General features: G+C 72.4%; 13 protein-coding genes and 1 pseudogene. 10 read left to right on the forward strand and 4 right to left on the reverse strand.

Going from position 1 to position 20,214, the window contains the following annotated elements:
- The first annotated feature begins 100 nt into the window (after positions 1-100).
- The 3 genes from ACFF45_RS27845 (at position 101) to ACFF45_RS27855 (ending at position 5,521) form a co-directional block, all read left to right on the forward strand.
- The gene (locus ACFF45_RS27845) at positions 101-1,288 is read left to right on the forward strand and encodes a carboxylate-amine ligase (RefSeq protein WP_381349360.1); all 1,188 of its coding nucleotides are present in this window, start codon (positions 101-103) and stop codon (positions 1,286-1,288) included.
- Between the two features lie 256 nt (positions 1,289-1,544).
- Positions 1,545-3,329, forward strand: coding sequence for an N-acetylglutaminylglutamine amidotransferase (locus tag ACFF45_RS27850; protein ID WP_381349345.1), 1,785 nt, complete (start codon positions 1,545-1,547; stop codon positions 3,327-3,329).
- Positions 3,326-5,521, forward strand: a complete 2,196-nt coding sequence (locus ACFF45_RS27855; RefSeq protein ID WP_381349346.1) for a prolyl oligopeptidase family serine peptidase — start codon at positions 3,326-3,328, stop codon at positions 5,519-5,521. The genes ACFF45_RS27850 and ACFF45_RS27855 overlap by 4 nt, the downstream gene beginning before the upstream one ends.
- A gap of 778 nt (positions 5,522-6,299) precedes the next feature.
- Here ACFF45_RS27855 and ACFF45_RS27860 read toward each other — a convergent pair.
- Positions 6,300-7,364: a LacI family DNA-binding transcriptional regulator gene (locus ACFF45_RS27860; protein ID WP_381349347.1), complete on the reverse strand. Its 1,065-nt coding sequence runs from the start codon at positions 7,362-7,364 to the stop codon at positions 6,300-6,302.
- A 258-nt stretch (positions 7,365-7,622) separates the two neighbouring features.
- On the opposite strand from ACFF45_RS27860, the gene ACFF45_RS27865 reads away from it, so the two are divergent.
- The 4 genes from ACFF45_RS27865 (at position 7,623) to ACFF45_RS27880 (ending at position 12,748) form a co-directional block, all read left to right on the forward strand.
- Positions 7,623-8,984 (forward strand): extracellular solute-binding protein, encoded by a 1,362-nt coding sequence (locus ACFF45_RS27865; RefSeq protein WP_381349348.1) that lies wholly within the window; start codon positions 7,623-7,625, stop codon positions 8,982-8,984.
- Between the two features lie 19 nt (positions 8,985-9,003).
- Complete coding sequence (locus tag ACFF45_RS27870) at positions 9,004-9,957, forward strand: carbohydrate ABC transporter permease (protein ID WP_381349349.1); 954 nt, start codon at positions 9,004-9,006, stop codon at positions 9,955-9,957.
- 2 nt (positions 9,958-9,959) lie between these two features.
- The gene (locus tag ACFF45_RS27875) at positions 9,960-10,859 is read left to right on the forward strand and encodes a carbohydrate ABC transporter permease (RefSeq protein WP_381349350.1); all 900 of its coding nucleotides are present in this window, start codon (positions 9,960-9,962) and stop codon (positions 10,857-10,859) included.
- 65 nt (positions 10,860-10,924) lie between these two features.
- Entirely contained in the window at positions 10,925-12,748 is a 1,824-nt protein-coding gene (locus tag ACFF45_RS27880) for a glycoside hydrolase family 2 protein (protein ID WP_381349351.1), read from the forward strand.
- 93 nt (positions 12,749-12,841) lie between these two features.
- On the opposite strand, the gene ACFF45_RS27885 is transcribed toward ACFF45_RS27880, so the two are convergent.
- Both ACFF45_RS27885 and ACFF45_RS27890 read right to left on the reverse strand, forming a co-directional pair.
- Positions 12,842-14,602 carry an RICIN domain-containing protein gene (locus ACFF45_RS27885; RefSeq protein ID WP_381349352.1) on the reverse strand — a complete coding sequence of 587 codons (1,761 nt, stop codon included), beginning with the start codon at positions 14,600-14,602 and terminating at the stop codon, positions 12,842-12,844.
- Between the two features lie 699 nt (positions 14,603-15,301).
- On the reverse strand, positions 15,302-16,381 hold the full coding sequence (locus ACFF45_RS27890) for a MerR family transcriptional regulator (RefSeq protein WP_381349353.1): 1,080 nt from the start codon (positions 16,379-16,381) through the stop codon (positions 15,302-15,304).
- Between the two features lie 388 nt (positions 16,382-16,769).
- On the opposite strand from ACFF45_RS27890, the pseudogene ACFF45_RS27895 reads away from it, so the two are divergent.
- Positions 16,770-17,339, forward strand: a pseudogene (locus ACFF45_RS27895) (MFS transporter); the annotation flags it as partial.
- Between the two features lie 398 nt (positions 17,340-17,737).
- On the opposite strand, the gene ACFF45_RS27900 reads toward ACFF45_RS27895, so the two are convergent.
- On the reverse strand, positions 17,738-18,733 hold the full coding sequence (locus ACFF45_RS27900) for an amidohydrolase family protein (RefSeq protein WP_381349355.1): 996 nt from the start codon (positions 18,731-18,733) through the stop codon (positions 17,738-17,740).
- Positions 18,734-19,322: 589 nt separating this feature from the next.
- Here ACFF45_RS27900 and ACFF45_RS27905 point away from each other — a divergent pair.
- Together ACFF45_RS27905 and ACFF45_RS27910 are read left to right on the forward strand one after the other, a co-directional pair.
- Positions 19,323-19,799: a LysR family transcriptional regulator gene (locus ACFF45_RS27905; RefSeq protein WP_381349357.1), complete on the forward strand. Its 477-nt coding sequence runs from the start codon at positions 19,323-19,325 to the stop codon at positions 19,797-19,799.
- Positions 19,735-20,112 carry a hypothetical protein gene (locus ACFF45_RS27910; protein WP_381349362.1) on the forward strand — a complete coding sequence of 126 codons (378 nt, stop codon included), beginning with the start codon at positions 19,735-19,737 and terminating at the stop codon, positions 20,110-20,112. Before ACFF45_RS27905 ends, ACFF45_RS27910 begins: the two co-directional genes overlap by 65 nt.
- The last annotated feature ends 102 nt before the right edge of the window (positions 20,113-20,214 follow it).

The following is a 20,214-nucleotide window of genomic DNA, read 5'->3' on the forward strand; positions in this document are numbered from 1 at the left end:
GTGAGCTGGGAACTCGGAGCACATCACAGCCGCCCGTCGTCCAGGGCCGGGTCCCGTACCCGCGAGGGCAGCGCTCGGATCTTCAGGAGTGACTTTGACCATGCGCATCGGGGTGGAGGAGGAGTTCCACGTCCTTGAGGCGGAGCGCGGACGGCTCGTGCCGCGCGCCGACGCCATCCTGCGAGGGCTTCCCCGGCGGACCTTCACGACGGAACTGCACCAGTGCACCGTGGAGACCAACAGCGCGGTGCACGCATCCCTGCACGACCTGTACGCGGACCTCACCCGCCTGAGACGGCAGCTGGACGCGGCCGCCTTTGCGCAGGGGCTGGCCGTGGTGGCCGCGGGGACGGCCCCGCTGGCGACCACGGCCGCGGTGCCCACCACCGCCGACGCCCGCTACCGCCACATGGCCGACGAGTACCGCAAGGTCGCCGACGAGCAGCTCATCTGCGGCGCCCAGGTCCATGTGGACGTGCCCGACCGCGACACCGCCGTGCGCGTCATGTGCGAGGTCTCGCCCTGGCTGCCCGTCCTGCTGGCCGTCTCCGCGAGTTCCCCCTTCTGGCAGGGGACCGACACGGGGTACGCGAGCTGGCGTTCCATGGTGTGGCAGCGTTGGCCCACCGCGGGGCCGGCCGGCTGTTTCTCCACCGCGGCCGAGTACGACGCGGCGGTGGACGACCTGATCCGGGCCGGGGTCATCAGCGACGCGGGGATGATCTACTACGACGTCCGTCCCTCCGCCCATCTGCCGACGCTGGAACTGCGCATATGTGATGCCTGCCCGCGTGCCGAGACCGTCGTGCTCATCGCCGGGCTCTTCCGCGCCCTGGTGACCGAGGCCCGCGAACGGCTGCGCGGGCGCGGTGCCGGCTGCGCGGGCCGGCACGAGTGGCTGCGGGGCGCGGCATGGCGTGCCGCCCGGTCCGGGCTCGAAGGTCCCCTGGTGGACCCCGAGACCCACCGCGAGGCACCCGCGGGCCAGGTCCTGCGCGGGCTGCTCGTCCGGCTGCGGCCCGCCTTGGAGGCCCACGGGGACTGGCACACCGTTCAGGCGCTGACCGAGTCGGCGCTCGCGGACGGAAGCGCCGCCCGGCGCATCCGCCGTACGGCACAGGCGGAGGACCTCCTCGGCTGTGTCGACATGCTGATCGCCGAGACCCGCGGCGAACGCGCACACCGCCGCTCCACGCAGCGCAGCCGCGGGCCCGCCCCGGCCGTCGCCGCGTGCGGCCCGCACTCCTCCGCCGGTTCCGGGACGCCGGAGGCCATCGGCCCCGGATGAGCGGTGCGTGCCATGAGACCGCCTCCGGTCCCGCAGCCTCCGCGCGCAGCACCCCCGCGCAGGCGCCGCCTCGGCGGCACCGCCCTCTCGGGCAACCCGGCCCGCCGTGCGTCCTGCCCCGTGGCAGAGCGTGTGTCCTGTCCCCGAGCAGAAAGGATCTTGTCATGTCATGCAGCACCGCCCGGATTCCGGCAGAAGGGCGGACAGGCCCGTCGCGGCGTGCCGCGGCCGGTACCCGGAAGGGAGGCGGGACGCCATGTGCGGTCTGAGCGTGGAGATCCGCTTCGACGGCCGACGGCCCGACCTGGCGGCCGTCGGACGCATGACCGACCGGCTCGCCGCCCGTGGCCCCGACGGACAGGCGACCTGGACGCGGGGCGCGGTGGCGCTGGGACACCGGCGACTGAAGATCATCGACCTGTCGGACCGGGGAGGGCAGCCGATGACGGACAGCCGGGGAGAAGTCACCGGCGTCTTCAACGGCTGCGTGTACAACTATCCCGAGCTGCGAGAGGAGCTGCGCCGCCTCGGGCACCGCTTCGAGTCGACCTCGGACACGGAGGTGGTGCTCAACGCCTACCTGCAGTGGGGAACCTCCTGCGTCGAGCACTTCCGCGGCATGTTCGCCTTCGCGATCGTCGAGCATCGGACCGGCCGGGTGATCCTGGCCCGGGACCGCCTCGGCATCAAGCCGCTGTACCTGGCACGGACACCGGGCCGGCTGCGGGTCGCCTCCACGCTGCCCGCCCTCCTCGCCGCCGGAGACGTCGACACCTCACTCGATCCGGCAGCGCTCCACCAGTACCTCAGCTGGCACGCCACGGTCGCGGCGCCGCGCACCGTCCTCAACGGCGTGCGCAAGCTCCCCCCGGCCACGGTGCGGGTCGTCGAACCGGACGGCACCCACAAGGATCACTGCTACTGGCAGCCGTCCTACACACGCCGGGCGGAATGCTCCGGCATGAGCGCCGACGAATGGCGGGACGCGGTGCTGGACGCGTTGCGCACAGCGGTGCGCCGCCGCATGGTCTCCGACGTACCGGTCGGGGTGCTGCTCTCCGGGGGACTCGACTCCAGTCTGATCGTCGCGCTGCTGGCCGACGAGGGCCAGCGCGACCTGATGACGTTCAGCGTCGGGTTCGAGACGGAGGGCGGCGAGAAGGGCGACGAGTTCCGGTACTCCGACCTCGTGGCCCAGGAGTTCGGCACCGACCACCGCCGGATGATGGTGCCCTCCGAGCGGGTCTCCACGGCGCTGGACGGGGCGGTCGCGGCGATGAGCGAGCCGATGGTCAGCCACGACGCGGTCGCCTTCTACCTGCTGGCCGAGCAGGTGTCCAAGGAAGTGAAGGTCGTGCAGAGCGGGCAGGGCGCCGACGAGGTCTTCGCCGGCTACCACTGGTATCCGCAGCTGGCCGAGGTCTCCCGCGAGGACGAACCGGAGCGCTACGCCGAGACGTACTTCGACCGGTCGCACGCCGATCTCGCCCGGATCCTGCGGCCGGAGCTCCTGCCCCGCGAGGACGTCTCGGGCGACTTCGTCCGCCGCCACATGGCCGTACCGGGGGCGCAGACCGCGCTGGACGCCGCGCTCCGCCTGGACACGCATGTGATGCTCGTCGACGACCCCGTCAAGCGTGTCGACAACATGACCATGGCCTGGGGCCTGGAGGCCCGCGTGCCCTTCCTCGACCACGAACTGGTGGAGCTGGCGGCGGCCTGCCCGCCGGAACTCAAACTGGCCGACGGCGGCAAGGGCGTGCTGAAGGAGGCGGGCCGCAAGCTCCTGCCTCACGAGGTCGTCGACCGCCCCAAGGGCTACTTCCCGGTACCGGCCATCCGGCACATGGCCGGACCCGTCCTGGAACGGGTGCGCGCGGCCCTCCGGGCACCGGAGGCCAGGCAGCGCGGACTGTTCCAGGAGTCGTATGTCGCCAAGCTGCTCACGGCGCCCGACGAGCACCGCACCAGGCGGGGCGCCAACGCACTGTGGCAGACGGCCTTGCTGGAAATATGGTTGCAGACCCACGGAATCAAGTGACCGGCCACCGGGGCATGCGGCCGGCGCCCGCCCCCGCTCCCGGGACGCTCGGTCCGGCCCCCGTGCCGGCACAGGACGGCCGGACAGGGAACCGGCCGGGCGCCACCGGCGCCGCCGCGCCCGCGTCGGTGGCACTGCCCGGGGCGGGCGGCCCCCGAGACGCCGTGACCCGGCTGCGCGCGCACGGCTGCTGGTACCCCTCCGCCAACGCCGACGGCACCGAGGCGGCCTTCATCTGCGACCGGGGCGGCGTCCCCCAGCTGTGGGCCGGCCCCGTCGGCAGCGACGAGGTGCGCCTGCTCGACTCCTCACCGGATCCCGTCAAAGAGGTGTCCTGGTCACCGGACGGCCGCTGGATCGCGTACACCACCGCGCCGGGCGGGGGCGAACACACGCGCGTGCTGTGCGTACGGCCCGACGGCACCGGCCGCCGCATCCTGGCCGGGGCCGACCCGGCCAGTTCCGCCCATCTGGGGTGCTGGGCGCACGACGGCTCGGCCGTCGCCGTCACCGTCGCGGCCCCGGCCGCCACCGTCCCCCCGGGCCTCGCGGGGCAGACCCTGCTGGACCGCGGCCCGGCGGACAGCCTGCTCACCGGGGCCCGCCCGGGCGCCGACCGGACGGACCGGGACGGTCCCGCGACGCTCCTCGGCCCGGCCGCGCACGACGCCACGCCGAGGACGGCGCCGAACGGGACGCCGGGCGGGACCACGGCCCCCGCGGCCCGGCCCGACGGCGGCCTGTCGGTCTACCTGATCGATCCCGACGGCCTCGCGTCCCCCGTGCTGCTCACCACGGAGACGCACGCCGCCTCCCTGCGCGCGTGCGACCTCAGCCATGACGGCCGCTTCGCACTGCTGCGCCGGGGGCCGCGCGGGCGGCGCGAGGCGGTCGTCCGCCGCACCGCCGACGCGGCGACCACCTTCGCCCTGCCGGTCGCCGACGGCGACCCGTGGATCGGACGGTTCTCCCCGGACGGGCGTTCGCTGTGGCTGCGCAGCAACGCGGACCGGGAGTACGCGGCGCTCCTCGCCGTCGCCCTGGACGCCGACGGAAGGCCGGAGGGTACGTCCGTCGCGGCGGAACGCGACGGAACCGATCTCGAACTCCTGGCGCTCGCGCACGACGGCCGTACCGCCTCGCTGGCATGGAACGTGCAGGGCGCCAGCGAGCTGGAGCTCGTCGAGACCTTCCCCACCGGGCACACCTCCGACGACACCGGCCCGGCACGTTCCCTCCCCGTGCCCCACGAGGTCGTCACCCGGGTGACCGCCGCCGGAGCCGGGCGACTGCTGCTCGCGCTGTCCGGGTCGCAACGCCGACCGGGTGTCTGGTGGGCCCACGAAGGCGTGTCCGTGCTCCGCACGCCCTGGTCCGCCCGGGACGAGGACGCCGTTCCGCCGGGCCGCCCACCGGTACGCCCCGTCCCCTTGCGTCTGACGGCACGCGACGGGCTCCCCCTGAGCGGCTGGTACTACCGGGCGCCCGGGCGTGCCCCCGACGAACCGGCACCGTGTGTCATCCACCTGCACGGCGGTCCGGAGGAACAGGAACGCCCGGTGTTCAACCCGCTCTACCACGAGCTGACCGGGCGCGGCCTGGACGTCTTCGCCCCCGACGTCCGGGGATCCCTGGGACACGGCCGGTCGTTCGTCGACGCGGACCTGGGCGCCGGCCGCTTCGCCGCGTTCGACGACGTCGCGGACTGCGCGGCCCACGCGGTCACCGCGGGCCCCGCCGATCCGACGCGGCTGGCGGTCATGGGCCGCTCGTACGGCGGCTATCTGACGTTCGCCTCCCTCGTGTGGCACCCGGATCTCTTCCGCACCGGGGTCGCCGTCTGCGGCATGTCGGACTTCCTGGCCTTCTTCGCCGGTACGGAGCCCTGGATCGCGGAGTCCGCCGCGCACAAGTACGGCCACCCGGAGCGCGACCGCGAGCTGCTGCGCGCGCTGTCACCGATGAGCCGTATCGGAGCGCTGCGGGTGCCGCTGCTCGCCGTCCACGGCGAACACGACACCAACGTGCCACCGGGGGAGTCCCAGCGGTTCGTACGGGCGGCGCGGGAACGGGGCATCCAGGCCGAACTGCTGACTCTGCGCGACGAAGGCCACGACTTCCTGCGCGCGGACAACCGGCGCCTGTTCCGCCGGGCCGCCGCCGACTGGATGGAACGGCACCTCCAGGCGTGACCCTTCGGGTTCCGTGCCGGTCGACGGCGCCCGGGGCCGGGGCGGGTCCGGCGGCGGTGACCGGTGGCGGGCCCGTCAGTCGTCGCCCGCGGTCCGGCTCACCAGTCCGCCGTACGCCTGTGGCAGCGCGTCCGCGCACCGGCCAGTGCCGCGAGCGCACCCGAGCGCGGAGTTTCCCCCAGGCAGGCGGCCCCGTCGGCCGGCGCGGCCGCTGGGGCTCCGAGTCAGGCGCGGGGAAGGCGTCGGGGGTGCTGATCCGGCTCTTGAGCAGCGCCCCGGACTCCGTCAGCGCACCGCCGCTGCTGTAGTCGCTGCCGGTGCCGGGCCGCAGCGCCGCTCTCGGGGCGTCGGAGTCCTGCCCCCGGGCAGCACTCATACGGTCCACTGGCTGGCGGCCGACGCCCCGGGGCGGCTGTCCGACCCGTCCGGTCCGCTGACCTTCACTACCGGCACCCCGCCGGAGGCCGCCTGCGCGGTGACGTACCACCGCGACACGAGCCGGGGCGACGGATTCGTGGCCACGGTCACCGTCCGCAACCGCTCCGGCGCCCCGATGTGCCCACGGCGGACAGCCGCAGCGGAGACCAGCCCGCCGTCGGCCGCGCCGGAGCCTCCGCTCCCGGCGCGGACCCGACATCGGCACGCGGAGGTCGGCGAACCCGCCGCCACTGGCGTGCCGCGCAACGCCGTCGGCCGCCCTCTGCGGCTGCCGTCCCGGCTCTCGGCCGGCCTGACCCGCGCGTCGGCCTCAGCAGCTGATCACCGGCCCCGGCTCTCCTCAGGCCGGCTCCGCGCGGGACGCGGACTGCGCCGTGCTCTCCCGCAGCACGAGCCGGTGCGCCACCACGAGGTCCTGAGGTGAGCGGACACCGTCCGGCGAGGCCTCCGCCACGGCGGGCCCGGAGGTCTCGTCCATACGGCGTCGCAGGAGTTCGAGGGCGATTCTGGCCACCGCCGCCTTGTCGGGGGCCACGGTGCTCAGCGTGGGCACGCTGAACCGCCCGGCCTCCACGTCGTCGAAGCCCATGACGGCGACGTCCTGCGGCACCCGCAGGCCGTGCTCGTGCAGCGCGCGCAGCGCACCCAGCGCCAACTGGTCGTTGAGGCACAGCAGCGCGTCGGGGCGGGCACCGCCGCTGAGCGCCCGGGACACGGCCTCGGCTCCGTCGGGCATCCGGAAGGACGTGACCGGCAGCAGGGCGGCCGGGTCGTGGGCGACGCCCGCCGCGGCCAGGGCGGCGCGGTAGCCGCGGGTGCGGGCCTCGGCCGTGCCCAGTCCGGTGTCGTCGCGTCCGCCGATCACCAGGATGCTGCGGCGGCCGAGACCGATCAGGTGCTCGGTCGCCTCCCGCGCGGCCTGCTCGTTGTCGATGGCCACATGGTCGGCGCCCTCCTCCAGCAGCTCGCCGAGCAGCACGGTCGGCGGGGCGTCGGCCCGATCGCGCAGGTCGTCGGCGGTGAGTGCGAGCGGGCTGAGGATGACACCGTCGACGAAGGTGGAGCCGAACCCGGCCAGCGCCGCCAGCTCGTGGTCCCGGTCGGCTCCGGTCTGGTGGATCAGTACGGTCAGGGAGCGCTCCTCGGCCTCGCGGATGACGTGCCGGGCGAGCTCGGCGAAGTACGGGACGTCCAGTTCGGGCACGACGAGGGCGATGATTCCGGTGCGTCCCCGGCGCAGGTGGCGCCCCGCCAGGTTGACCTTGTAGCCGAGCTCCTCGATGGCCTCGCGCACCGCGTTCCGGGTGCGGTCGGAGACGTGGGTGTAGTCGTTGATGACGTTGGAGACCGTCTTCTCCGACACCCCCGCGAGCCGCGCGACGTCCTTGATCCTGGGTCGTGCCACCGGAACCTCCCTGCCCTCAGCGCTGCCGAGTTTAAGTCCCGGCGGGTCGCGAAATCCCCGCCAGGCTCACCGGCGTCCGGCGGCGCCGCCTTCCAGCCGCTCGGTCCCAGCTCTTTACAGCCAATGTACATCGATGTAAAAACGAGCCACCGCACCGGCCCGGCCGGTGCTCCTCACCGCCTGGCCTGCGCGGTGGGCCCCTCACGCAGGGGTCCACCGCCGGTCCGGCGCGCGTGTCCGGCCGTCGAAAGGTCCGCGATGTCCACCCGTTCCCCCGTTCCCGCCGCACCCGCCTCCGACCCGGCCCGCGGCCTCACCCGCCGCGGGCTGCTGCGCCACGGCGCCGCCGCCGCGGGCGGGCTGCTCGCCGCCGGCCCGCTGTCCGGCTGCGCCTCACCGGCCTCCGCCTCCGACGCCTCCGCCCTGAGCGTCTGGGACCTGTTCCTAGGCGGCGACGGCATGCTGATGGACGACATGATCAAGGCAGTCTCCGGCGGTCCGCGGGGCTTCGAGGTGGAGCGGACGATCCTGGACTGGGGACCGTCGTACTACACCAAGCTGGCCATGTCCGCGGCCGGCGGCCGCGCCTCCGACGTGGCGGTCCTGCACCTGTCCCGGCTGGCGGGCTACGCGCCCGGCGGTCTGCTCGACCCCTTCGACCTGGACCTGCTCGCCGAGTTCGGCGTCACCGCGCGCGACTTCACCCCGGCGGTCTGGGCGCGCACGCAGCACGCCGGCACCGTCTACGCCATCCCCCTGGACGTGCACCCCTTCATCGTGTTCTACGACGAGGAGGCCGCCGACACCGCCGGACTGCTCGACGCCTCGGGGCAGCTCGCCCCGATGGGCTCGCCCCAGGCGCTGCTGGACGCCTCCGAGGCGCTCGCCGAGGCGACCGGGCGGTCGGGCATCCTGTTCGGGCACGTCACCGACACGGCCCAGAGCTGGCGGCAGTTCGCCGCCCTGTACGCCCAGACCGGCGCCGCCTTCACCCTGCCGGACGGCGGCCCGGCACGGATCGACACCGACGCCGCGGTGCGCGTCGTGAGCTTCATGCAGCAGCTCTTCGACGGCCGCACCAACCCCAACGACCTCGACTACAACGGCGCGATGGCGAGTTTCATCGGCGGTCGCGGTGGCATGGTCATGCTCGGGGAGTGGGAGCTGCCGACGCTGAAGAAGTCGGGCATCCCGCTCGGCGCCGCGCCCTTCCCGCAGGTCTTCGACCAGCCGGCCGTCTACAGCGACAGCCACAGCTTCGTCCTGCCGCACCAGGAGAACCCCGACCCCCGGCGGCGCCGCGAAGCCCACCGCTACGTCGCCGAGATGGTCAAACAGAGCCTGACCTGGGCGAGCGCCGGTCACATCCCCGCCTACCAGCCCGTGCTGGCGGAACCCGAGTACGCCGCCCTCGACCCGCAGTCCTCCTACGCGGACGCGGCGGAGGTCGCGGTGCTCGACCCGCCGAACTGGTTCGCCGGAGCCGGCTCCAACTTCCAGAACCGGATGTGCCAGCCGCTCCAGTCGGCGCTGCTGGGCAACACCTCCGCCGAGAAGGCGGTACGCCAGATGGTCCGCGAGGCGGACGCGCTGCTGCGGCAGCCCAACCCGGTGGCCTGACCAGCAAGGAGTGACTCACGTGACCATCACCGCACCCCCCGGCGCCGCCCCGCCCGGCGGACCGCACGCCCGCAGGGCCGGCGGCCGCCCGCGCACCGGCCCGCGCGGCGGCGCCCGTACCGCCCCGCACTCGGGCCTCGTCTTCGTCCTGCCGTTCCTGCTCGTCTTCGGCCTGTTCCTGGTGTGGCCGGTCGTGCAGGGACTGTGGATGAGCTTCACCGACAGCTCGCTGACCCTGCGCGACACCGGTTTCGTCGGCTTCGACAACTACGCCGAGGCGTTCGGCGACCCGGACGTCTGGAGCAGCCTCGGCAACACGGTCGTCTTCACCGCCGTCTCCAGCGTGCCGCTGGTGCTGATCGCCCTGGTGATGGCGCTGCTGGTGCACAGCGGACTGGCCGGGCAGTGGGCCTGGCGGCTGGCCTTCTTCGCCCCCTACCTGCTCCCGGTGACCGTGGTGACGCTCATCTGGACCTGGCTCTACCAACCTGAACTGGGGCTGGGCAACCAGCTCCTCAACACCCTGGGCCTGGAGTCCGTCGGCTGGCTCTCCGACGAATCCGTCGCGATGTGGTCGGTCGCCGCCCTCACCGTCTGGTGGACGGTCGGCTTCAACTTCCTGCTCTACCTCGCCGCGCTCCAGTCCCTGCCCGCCACCTACGACGAGGCCGCGGCCCTGGACGGTGCCGGGGCGTGGCGCCGCCTGTGGTCCATCACCCTTCCCCAACTGCGGCGCACCACCGCGCTGGTGGCGATGCTCCAGGTCCTCGCCTCGCTCAAGGTCTTCGACCAGATCTACATCCTCACCAAGGGCGGCCCCAACGGCTCGACCCGCCCGGTCCTGGAGTACGTCTACGACGTCGGGTTCACGGGCTACCGGCTCGGCTACGCCTCGGCCGTCTCCTACCTCTTCTTCGCGCTCGTCATCGTCGTCTCGCTCGTGCAACTGCGCCTCTTCCGCCAGGAGGACTGACCGTGTCCGCTCCCGCAACACCCCTCCTCCCGCGGCGCCGGAGGGCCACGGAGGCGGCCGGCTCGCCCCTGCTGCTCGGACACGGCCGGCTGCCCCGCGTCCTGGCCGGACTCGCGCTGGCCGTCCTGGCGGCCGTCTGGCTGCTGCCGTTCGTCTGGGCGGTCGCCACCTCCCTGCAGAGCGAACAGGACGTGGCGGCGCCCGGCCTGTCCCCGTTCAAGGGCGCCCTCACGGCGGACGCGTACCGGCAGATCCTCGAACGCGGCAACGTCACCGTCTGGGCCTTCAACAGCTTCCTCGTCGCCGGACTGGTCACCCTGATCACGGTGGCCGTCTCCACGCTCGCGGCGTACGGCTTCTCGCGCGGCACGTTCCGCGGCCGCCGGGCCCTGCTCGCCGTCACCGTCGCCGCGATCATGGTCCCGCCGCAGTTGCTGGTCGTGCCGCTCTTCGAGCAGATGCTCCTGTTCGACCTGGTCGACACCTACGCGGCGGTCATCCTGCCGCAGGTCGTCGCCCCCATGATGGTGTTCATCCTCAAGCGCTTCTTCGACGGCATCCCCCGGGAACTGGAGGACGCCGCCCGCCTGGACGGCGCCTCGGAGTTCCGGGTCTTCCGGTCGGTGGTGCTGCCCCTGTCCCGGCCGATCGTCGCGGCGGTGGCGATCTTCGTCTTCATCGGGGCGTGGAACAACTTCATGTGGCCGTTCATCGTCACCAACGACCCCGACCTGATGACACTCCCGGTGGGCCTGGCCACCGTGAAGGACGCCTACGGCATCCAGTACGCGCAGTCCATGGCGTCCGCGCTGCTCGCGGCCCTGCCGCTGCTCGTGGTGTTCCTCCTCTTCCAGCGCCGCATCGTCAACTCCGTCGCCACGACCGGCCTCGGCGGTTCCTGACCCCACCCCGTTCCCGTACGGGCCCGGCGGCACCCCCGCCGGCCCACCGATCGACTGGAGCATGTGTGCCCACTCACTCCGTACCGCGCCCGGAGTACCCGCGACCGCAGTTCGTGCGCCGTGACTGGCTCAACCTGAACGGAGCCTGGCAGTTCGAGACCGACCGCGGGGACAGCGGCCTCGAACGCGGCCTGCTCGGCCGCGCGCTGCGCGACGAGATCCTCGTTCCCTTCCCGCCCGAGTCCGAGCTGTCCGGCATCGGCGACACCGACTTCCTGGAGGCCGTCTGGTACCGGCGCGTCCTCACGCTGCCCGCCGAGTGGGCCGGGCGCCGTGTGCTGCTGCACTTCGGCGCGGTCGACTACGACACCACCGTGTGGGCCGACGGCAGGGAGGTCGCCCGGCACCGCGGCGGCTTCACCCCCTTCACCGCCGACCTCGGCGACATCGCGGGGTCGGGGGAGGAGCTGGAGATCACCGTCCGGGCCCGCGACCCCAAGTCCGGCCCGCAGGCCCGCGGCAAGCAGGCGGTCCGCTACGCCAACCACGACTGCAACTACACCCGCGTCACCGGCATCTGGCAGACCGTCTGGCTGGAGCCCGTCCCCCACGTGCACCTGCGCCGCCCGCGGATCACCCCCGACCTCGCCGGCTCCGCCTTCCACCTCGAACTGCCGCTGTCCGGGAACCGGCCCGGCCACCGGGTACGCGCCGTCCTCAGCGACGCCGAGGGCGAGGTGAGCCGCGCCGAGGCCCGCGCCGACCTGGACCTGGCCCCGCGCCTGCACCTGCCCGTCCCCGACGGCCGGCGCCGCGAGTGGAGCCCCGAGGACCCGCACCTGTACGACCTGCGGTTCGAACTCCTGGACGCCGCCGGCGAGGTCGTCGACAGCGCCGCCGGCTACGCGGGCCTGCGCGCCGTGGGCCTGCGCGGCAAGGCCGTCCTCCTCAACGGCCGCCCGGTCTTCCAGCGCCTGGTCCTCGACCAGGGCTGGTATCCGGACGGGCTGATGACCGCGCCGACCGACGAGGCACTGGTCCAGGACATCGAACTGGCCATGCAGGCGGGCTTCAACGGGGCCCGGCTGCACCAGAAGGTCTTCGAGGAGCGCTTCCTCTTCCACGCCGACCGCCTCGGCTACCTGGTCTGGGGCGAGTTCGGCGACTGGGGATGCGAGGTCGGCGGTTCCTCCGGCGACAACCAGCAGCCCGACGCCTCCTACGTCGGCCAGTGGCTGGAAGTCCTGGAACGCGACTACTCCCACCCGTCGATCATCGGCTGGTGCCCGCTCAACGAGACCTACCAGAAGCTCCACGACCGCATCACCCAGCTCGACGCCGTGACCCGCGCGATGTTCCTGGCCACGAAGGCGATGGACACCACCCGGCCGGTCATCGACGCCTCCGGTTACGCCCACCGGGTCGCCGAGACCGACATCTACGACGCCCACAGCTACGAGCAGGACCCGGAGGCCTTCCGGCAGCTGATGTCGGGCCTGACCAAGGACGACCCCTTCGTCAACACGCACGAGAGCGGCACCTCCTACTCACTGCCGTACGGCGGACAGCCGTACTTCGTCAGCGAGTTCGGCGGCATCTGGTGGGACCCCGAGGCGGCCGCCGCCCAGTCCGGCGAGGACCGCACCGTCTCCTGGGGATACGGCCAGCGGGTGCGCGACGAGGACGAGTTCCACGCCCGGTTCGCCGGACTCACCGAAGTGCTGCTGAGCGACCGGGACATGTTCGGCTACTGCTACACCCAGCTGACCGACGTCTTCCAGGAACAGAACGGCATCTACCGCTTCGACCGCGGCGCCAAGCTGGACGTCGACCGCATCCGCGCCGCGCAGACCCGCCCGGCCGCGATCGAGGAGCCGGACCAGGCCTGACCCGGCCCGACAGCGGAACTCCTTCCCGGCCCGGCGACCGGGGAGGAGTTCCGCCGTGCCGCGACGGCGCGCACGCGGCCGCCGCTGCTCGTCTCAGCGGCGTTCCAGGCGCCAGATCTGCGGCTGGAGACCGTTGCAGGTCCACTGCTGGACGTTGCCACCGGGCTGCCGGGAGCCCCCGGCCACGTCCAGGCACTGGCCGCCGGACCCGGCGGCCAGCCGGTAGTAGCCCCGGCCGACGTTCTCCAGCCGCCAGTCCTGTGCGGAGGCACCGTTGCAGGACCACTGCCGGACGTTCGTACCCGGCACGGAGGACCCGTTCTCCACATCCAGGCAGAGTCCGCTGTTGCGGCCGGTGAGGGTGAAGCGGCCGGCTGCCCGGGCGCGCATCGTCCAGTCCTGGGGCCCCAGGCCGTTGCAGGTCCACTGCTGGACGTTGCCGCCGGGCACGCGGGAGTCACCGGCCACGTCGAGGCAGTGCCCGCTGTTCGCGTTCACCAGCCGGTAGCGGGCGCCGTCGACGACACCCGCCGCGTCACCGCTGCCGGTGAGGCCTCCGGAGGCGAAGTACGCCCTGCACACCGTGCCGTCCCAGTCGGTGGCGATCTGCAGGACCCGCGATCCGTCGGCCGTCGGCAGCAGGGGCGAGCTGTAGTTCTGGCAGTAGTTCACACCCGGGTCCGGCACGCTCACCGGCGACGCGATCTCGTACCAGGGTCCGCTGCCGTTCTCGGTGTTGGCGAGGACCGTACGCCCGCTGTCCGCCGCCGGAGTGCCGTCCCGGTTGAGCAGCCGCTGACCGACCAGCAGGATCCGCCCGTTCGGGCCGCCGCCCGGCGCCGGTGCCCAGGCGATGGTGGGCGCGGCGCGGAAGTACTTGCCGTCGACGGTCTCCGGCCGGAACCCCAGTGCGGCGGGGTCACCCCAGTTCCAGCCGTCCGCCGAGGTCCGGAAGTGCACCACGCACTGGTACTGGCCGCCGGGGTTGCAGATCTCGTAGCTCATGAAGTAGGTACCGTTCGGCAGTTTCCGCACCACCGGCATGCCGGGGCGGTCGGCCGACCAGCCGCTCGCCACGGTGTCGTGGTGACCCTGCCAGCGCACGCCGTCGTAGCTGCGCGCGGCCACCAGCTTCTGACTGTGCCCGGGGTCCGTCTCGTCGGCGTAGTGGCAGACCAGCGCGCCGTCCGCGGCCACGGAGAACTCCGGTTCCCACAGACCGCCGGTGCCGTTCGCGACGGCGCAGGAGGACAGGTAGGACCAGGTGCGCCCCACGTCGTTGCTCCGCCAGATCCGCAGCGCCATCCGCCGGTCCGGCTCGTCCTGGCCGGCGGACGAGGCCCACAGCAGCGTGCCGGCCGACAGTGCGCCGACACGCTGCGGGAGTTCGAACAGCGTGGCGCAGCACAGGCCCTGGCCTGCGGCGGAGTCCGGATCGGCGACCCTGCCGACCTCCCGGAAGGACGCTCCGGAATCGGTGCTCTCGTGGATGGCGCCGATGCCGTTGGCGCCGTCGAAGGTGACCACGCCGGCCAGGACGCGCCCGTTGGCGGTGCCGTTGTGCGCGAGCCGGATGGCACGGGGGTAGAGGCCGGTGCCGGCGCGCAGCGGCGTGCCGGTGGCGGCGGGGGAGAGGCCACCGGCCGAGGACCGGCCGGGCCTGGTGGTTGCCGTGCTCGCGGTCGAGGCGTCGGCGGTCACGGCCGGAGCGGTGACCGGCGGGGCGGCGGCCGGCGCGGCCTGCGCGGGCGGGGCGGCGAACGCGAGGCCCAGCACGCCTGTCACGCCGAGCAACGCGGTCAGCCCGGCACGCCGTGCGCGTCGGGCGAGGGGGTGGGGCAGACGGAGAAACATCGTGGTCTTCCTCCCTGCGGGACCTGAGTGGGCGTCAGGCTAGAGCCGCGTGTACATCGATGTAAATACACCGGGAGGCACTGCGGGGGAGGCGGACGCAGATCTCGATCGACCGGCGAGTCAATGACGTCTCCCCCTTTGTCGTTCTGTTGCCATGGCGTGCTGCCATGGCCGCCGAGAAGCCGACCGGCCAGTTCAGCCGGTCGGCTGCCAGGTCGCCGACTCGTCCTCCAGGTCCGTGGACACGCCGCGCGGCCCCACCCGGTCAGGCACCCCCGCCGGGCGACCGGCTCCGCGCGCGGCGGCTTGCCTCGCCCGGCGGTGACGAGGTCGCGCTGCCCGAACAGGACCGGTCGTTCCGGCTGCCGGACCCGGTGGTCACCGCGCTGGCCCCGCGTCGACCCAGGGCAGGAGACCGTTCAGGCGGAATCCCGTGCGGCCCGTTCCCGCTCGCCGGGGCGCTGGCCGACGTGCTCCTTGGCTCCCGTGCGGCCTGAAGAGGGTGCGTTGACAGTGCGGGTGGTCGGTGTCCCACGCAACCGCGGGCAGCGTGACGTTCACCCGCGGAGCGAGGCCGGCAGGCATCGTGGAGTCGGTGACGACGTGCTGGCTGTCAGCCTCAAGGACTCATCCGCGAAGCCGACGAACACCGACTCGTCCAGCGGGTCCGGTGCCACGCGAAATGCGTACCGCTCGCCTCTACTGCTGGAGCTCCAGGACGTCGGCGACCACGCAGCTGACGTTGTCGGGGCCGCCGGAGCCGTTGGCGCGGGCGATGAGTTCGCGGACGGCCTGCTCGGGTTCGCTGACCTCGGCCAGCACTCGGTGGATGTCTTGGGCCGGCACCACGGTCGACAGACCGTCTGAGCAGAGCAGATATCGGTCTTCCCGCTGGGCGTCGTAGAGGCGCATGTCGGGGGTGGTGTCGGCTCCCGGGCCCAGGGCCCGGACCAACAGCGACCTCTGGGGATGGGAGGCGGCCTCTTCCGGACTGAGGCGGCCTTCGTCGACCATCGACTGGACCACGGTGTGGTCATGGGTGATCTGGAACAGTTCTCCGTCACGCAGGAGGTAGACGCGGGAGTCGCCGATATGGACGAGGGCCAGCTGTGATCCGGTCCAGAACAGCGCGGTGAGTGTCGTGCCAGTGGCTTCGACCGAAGGGCCGCTCCCGGCGATGTCGTGTACGGCCTGCTTGGCCTGTTCGACCACCTCTTCGAGAACGTTGAGGAGACTACCGGCTGAGACGCCGTCGGTTTCGAGGGGCTTGAGCGCGTCGACGGCGGCCGCGCTGGCAGTGCCTCCGTGGCTTCCGCAGCCGTCGGCGACGGCGAGCAGCCGGGGTCCGGCGTAGGCAGTGTCCTGGTTGCCGGCACGGACGAGGCCCGTGTCGGAGAGAGCGGCGTAACGGATGCCCAGGGACTCGGCGGTCGGGGACATGAAGGGGTCCTTCCGTGACAGGTGGTCGACGAGGAAGGTGGCCAGGTCCCGCCGTGCGGCGGTGTCGGCCTCGACCTGGGCCCAGAACGCGCGGACCTCCTGGGCTGCCGCGACTGCATCCAGCGTGCGGACGTACTGGATGCGGGCCAGGGGCATCCCCAGACGGCGCAGCCAGGCGACCAGTCGGGCCTGCTCCAGCTGTTGAGGTGCGTAGAGGCGATAGCCGGTCACCGGGTCGACGCGAGCGGGGGTCAGCAGGCCGAGCTCGTCGTAGAGACGCAGTGCCTTCGGCGACAGCCGGGACGCCTTGGCGAACGCCCCGATGGTCAGCAACCCCATGCTCGTTCCTCCTCATGCCGAGCGCGTCGCCCGGCCCCACCGATGCTGTGGGCTCCCCCGAGGTGAAGGTCAACCGCGGCTTCCCGCTCGGCCCCCGTCCGATGGTCTCCTGCACGGTCGACGAGCCCGTGCACGGCAGGCGGGGAGACGTCGAGTCCGGATGGTTGTTCACGGGCGGGTGGTGGTGAGCTCGACGTGTGCGGTGATCATCGGCAATCGGTGGATCACGTGTCTGACTGCCGGAGTGACTGCTGAACTCATCGACGATCGAGCTGGCCACGTCAGCCACCCCTGTCGTCGTGCTGGTGCGCCAGTGGAAACGACCTTCCACGTCCGGCCGTGAAACGTGCATGACCGGCAATGGAGGCCGCCGCTCTTGTCTGACGCGGGTCGTGTCCAGTTCGCGGCAACCTTCGCAAGCTTCACCTTCCTGGCTCCCCTCGTGACCGGCAGTGCCGGAATGGCCCGGCCGTGGGTCTCAGTCGTGCTCGTGCTCTTCGGAGCCGGGTCGTTCGCCGGTGTCACCTTCGCTGGACTGCTCTCGGATCAGCGCCCCGGTCTGGTCATCGCGGTCGGCGGCCCCCTGCTGGTCATCGGCTGGGCGGCTCTGGCCCTGCTGGCCGAGAACCAGATCGCTCTCCTCGCACTCGTATGCGTGCAGGGTGCGCTGTCGTTCGCGGTGGGCAGTACGTTGATCACGAGGGTGCTGTATGAGGCGGCCGGGGCTCCCACCATGGCTGGGGCCTATGCCACGGCGGCACTCAACGTAGGCGCCGCCGCCGGCCCTCTCATCGCCGCGACGACCCTCGGCACCGTGGGCAACCGTGGGCCGCTGTGGGCAAGCGGATTCCTCGTTCTGGCCGCTTTGCTCGCCGCACTCCCCTTCCGCCATGTGCTGGCGTCGCAGGGTGCTCCTGTGGCGCCAGCAGGTGCCGTCTCGTGTGCCGAAGAGAGGTGACAACTCATCGAGCACGGGCTCATCCGCCTCATGGTCCGAGCCGCTGCCGACAATCCCCCGGCGTCACACCTCTCAGCGCGCGTCACCAACGTCATGGTCAGCCGGTCACGCCGTCCGGCTGACCGGCCGGGACGTGAGCAGTGGTGCGCAGGCGCGCTGTTCGTCGAACGGCTGCCGGGTCTGGAGACAGTGGTGGAGCTGTCGAGGGAAGCGGTTGAGCAGGTGGCGCAGGGCAGCACTGTTTGGACGGACTGGCCTGCATCGAGGTCTCGTCCGGCTCCCGGCCTCGCCACCGGATCCGGGCCCGCACGCCCTTGCCGGCCGCCGTGGCCTCTGCCCGGCCTTCGGCCCTCGGCAGTGCGCGTACGCACTTGTTGGCCGTTAGGGATGACGGATGGTCACAGTCCGAGCAGCTTTTCCGCGTTGCGGTGCGCGATGTCGTGCTTGGCCTCCTCGGTGAGGTCGCAGGTTTCGAGGAACGGTCGCGCTCCCTCGTTGCTGAGGAAGGGGTAGTCCACCGAGTAGATCAGCCGGTCGGTGCCGAGGGTGTCGGCGCAGAAGCGCAGGTGTGCGGCAGTGAACATGCCACTGGGTGTGTAGTACACGTTCTCGCGGACGTAGTCGCCGATGGTCCGGTCCAGCCCGGTGATCCGCTGGGGCAGGGCCTCGTCGAGGCGGTCGAGGAACCACGGGACCATCTCGCCCCAGTGCCCGAGGACGAACTGCAGGTCCGGGTAACGGTCCAGGGCGCCGCTGAGTACCAGGTGGAGGAAGTGGATCCCCGATTCGTTGTGCCATCCCCATCCGGCGGTGGCGAACCGGGTCGCGACCACGGGGTCCAGCCCCGCTTCGTAGTCGGCCGCACTCGTGGCACGCGTGGGCGGGGCGGGGTGGAGATAGATCGGCACCCGCAGCTCGGCGGCCGTGCGCAAAATCGGGTCGAACCTCTCGGCCGACAGGTATTCGTCGTCGGTACGGCCGTGGATGAGAGCACCGACATGCCCCAGTTCCTCCACCGCACGCTTGAGTTCCGCAGGTGCGCGGTCCGGGGCGGACGTGGGCACCGACGCGAAGGCGGCGAACCTGTCGGGGTGGCGCCTGCACGCCGCCGCCAGTCGGTCGTTGACGTCCCGGACGAGTCGGGGCGCCACATCGGCGGGGAGGAACTGCGTCGTCAGGTTGGACAGCACCTGCATGTCGATGCCATGCGCGTCCATGTCCGCGATGCGCCCCTCGTCGAGGTCTTCCAGCACATGGACCGGGGGCGTGTACGGGAATCCGGTCGACGGCGCGTAGCTTGCCGCGAAGTGGGGGCTCACCTCTGCCGAGCGCTCGGCACTGGCCTGGGCCACCGCGATGTCGAGGGTGTGTTCCTCGATGGTGATCAGTCGCATGCTGCTTCCTTCTGTCAATTCTCGAGTGGCGTTTTCGGGCGGGGGACCGGACCGGTCCGGTGCGCGCGGACGCATTCCGTGACGTACGGCGGTCAGCGTCCTGCCAGGCCCCCTTGCCCTACCGCGTCGACGGCCCGGCCCGCCGTCCAGACACCCCCGGACATCGCGGGTCGCGCCGACGGCGGACGCCGGGTCACCGGTGACGAGGAGGAGGTCGGCGCGCAGGCCCGGCCGGATACGGCCGCGGTCCATGAGTCCTAAGGCGTCGGCGGCGCCGCCGGTTGCCGACCGCGGTGCTTCCAGCGCGCTCGGACCGGCTTCGGCGAGGAGGTCCAGCTCGTCGGGCAGACCGCTGCCGTGCGGCACCGCCGCGGGGACCAGGTCACCTCGATCCTCCCGTCCGGATGGAACAGTTCGCGCAGCCGTTCCCATGCACCCGGATCGCGGCGGATCCATCCGGTCATGAGATCAGCGACGTCCCGTCGGTCCTGCGGCGTTGCTTTCACGGCTTCGACTGTGCCTCCTCCAAGGTGATCGATCCAATGGGTTGATGCGATGAATTAATCGTTCTGGACGATGGGGGAGTCCCGTGGAGCTGCGTCGTCTGCGCTCTTTCGCAGCGGTCGCGGAAGAGCGTCACTTCGGGCGCGCGGCAGCCCGGCTCCAAGTGACCCGGTCGGCGCTCAGTGCGCAGGTGCAAGGCGTTGAGCGCGAGGTGGGCGGTCCCGTCTTCGCCCGCACGAGCCGCAGGGTCGAACTCACCTGCGCGGGAGAACTGCTGCTGGTCGAGGCCCGTCGTACGCTGGCGCTGGCCGATCGGGCGCTGAGTGTCGCCCGGCAGTCCGTGAGCGGCGAGGTCGGGGCGGTTCGGACCGGGTTCTTGGGCGTCGCCCTCCTGGAGGACGTCCTGACGGCGGACCTGCGCAGCTTCCATCGGTCGCACCCTCGACACGGGCGGCCCGGTCCTGCCCCGTCGTTCCAGGACGCCCCTGTCGAACGCCATGCGGCACGACCACGAACTCGCCACCGCCGGGTCGGTGGCGGAGACCGACCCGGCGGACCGTGACCTCGTCGTGCTCGCCGCCGACGAGCACGACGAGACGGCCCTCGCCAAGCTCCGGCCCGGGCTCCGGACCGCCCGCAGCGGGCGTCGGACCCGCATCCACCTGGTGCGCCGCACGCTCGGCGTGCCGGCCCCGGCCGCGGCCGCAGTGGGCGTGGCCGTCGTCCCCAAGCCGACGGAACGCATCGCGCTGCCGGAGATCACCCACCGGCCCCTGCGCGGCGCGGCCCCCGGACCGCACGTCGTGACCATCAGCAGGCCCGACGAGCTGTCCGGTCCGGTCCGCACCTTCCTCGGCCGCCTCGCACCGCCCTGAGGCGCGGCCCCGCCTCAGGGTCCGGCGGGCCGGGCCGACGGGCTCTCAGGCGCTCATGAGGGTGGCCATGGGGTCGGGCAGGTTCTGGTTCAAAGACCATGC

Origin of the sequence: Streptomyces cinereospinus (assembly GCF_042430725.1) — a bacterium.
Taxonomy (GTDB): domain Bacteria; phylum Actinomycetota; class Actinomycetes; order Streptomycetales; family Streptomycetaceae; genus Streptomyces; species Streptomyces cinereospinus.